The sequence below is a fragment of the Xanthobacter sp. BG11Y11_SDJG genome, from assembly GCF_057364445.1.
Genome location: NZ_JBNFNU010000679.1, coordinates 1 through 1,302, shown reverse-complemented (window position 1 = coordinate 1,302; position 1,302 = coordinate 1). Strand labels below are relative to the sequence as shown.

Here is a 1,302-nt window from a genome sequence, read left to right as displayed (position 1 = left end):
CGCGCGGTCACGGCGCCGGAATCACCGCCGCCGCCGATGGCGGCGGCGTCCGCCGTCGCGGGGTCGGAAGGGTGCGGCGCACGGCGTCGCTCATGGCCGGTAGACGGCGCCGCTCGGCGGCGTCGCCGAGATCGAGGGAATAGACGAGGTGCGCCGCATCGGCGATGGCGCGCAGATGCATCAGCGCCTCGGCGCGCCATTGCGGCTCCGGAGCGATGCCATGGGCGGCAAGCGCGCCGTCGAGCATCTGCGCCAGCGCCGCGTCGGGCGCCTTCGGCAAAGGCATGTCCTCGGACAGATCGATGGTCATGGCGCACTCACACCGGCGGATGGGGGATGGCGGCGATCAGTTCCCGTGTATAGGCGTCCTTCGGGCGTTCGAGAATCGCCCGCGCCCCGCCCTCCTCGACGATCCGGCCCTGGCGCATGACGATGACCCGGTCGCACAGCAGGCCCACCACGTGCAGATCGTGGGAGACGAAGAGATAGCTCATGCCCAGCGTGTGCTTGAGCTCGTCGAGCAGGTTCAGCACCACCGCCTGCACCGACACGTCGAGCGCCGCGGTGGGCTCGTCGAGGATCACGAGGTCGGGACGGAGCGCGATGGCGCGGGCGATGCCGACGCGCGCCTTCTGCCCGCCGGAGAGCTGGTGCGGGAAGCGGTCCAGCAGGTTCAGCGGCAGGCCGGCCATGCGCGCCAGCTGCGCCACCTCCTCGCGCAGCTTCGCCCCGCCCGAGACGGAGCCCATGCGGATCAGCGGATCGGCGATGGCGCGGGCGGCCGTGTAGCGCGGATTGAGGCTCTCGGTCGGGTCCTGGAACACCATCTGGATGCGCCGGCGCATGGGGTGGCCGGCGAAGGCCTTGGCGGGGATGGCGGAGATGTCCTCACCGTCGAAGGTGATCCTGCCCGCCGTGGGATCGAGCAGGCGCATCACCATGGACGAGGTGGTGGACTTGCCGCAGCCCGATTCGCCCACCAGGCCGACGCTCTCGCCGCGCCGGATCTCGAACGAGATGCCGTCCACCGCGCGGAAGAGGGCGTCCTCCTGCGGCACGGTCTTGCCCTTGAGGCGGGCGATGAGGCCGGACGGCGCGCCCTGGCGCGGATACTCCTTGAGCAGGTTCTCGACCTTGAGAAAGCGGCTCGGTCACCGCGGCGGCGGCCGCGCTGGGGCATGCTCCCGTCTCCCGCTTTGCGGGCTTTGGCTCCCCCTGCTCCCCTTGCGGGGAGAGAGGCCGGGGGGTGGGGGGGTTCCGCCGGCCGGGGCGAGCGCCGCCGCCTCCGGCGCTGGCGCGCCG

At 72.3% G+C, this 1,302-nt stretch carries 1 protein-coding gene and 1 pseudogene; both read right to left on the bottom strand.

What is annotated here, in order from left to right; genetic code table 11:
- Positions 1-7: 7 nt before the first annotated feature.
- Complete coding sequence (locus AC2W7M_RS25700; RefSeq protein ID WP_486135949.1) at positions 8-310, bottom strand: hypothetical protein; 303 nt, start codon at positions 308-310, stop codon at positions 8-10.
- Positions 311-317: 7 nt separating this feature from the next.
- Positions 318-1,139: pseudogene (locus AC2W7M_RS25695) on the bottom strand (ABC transporter ATP-binding protein); the annotation flags it as partial.
- Positions 1,140-1,302: the final 163 nt, after the last annotated feature.

What these genes read in the sequence shown, in the direction of transcription:
- AC2W7M_RS25700 (WP_486135949.1), bottom strand. Translation starts at nt 310, where the DNA reads ATGACCATCGATCTGTCCGAGGACATGCCTTTGCCGAAGGCGCCCGAC.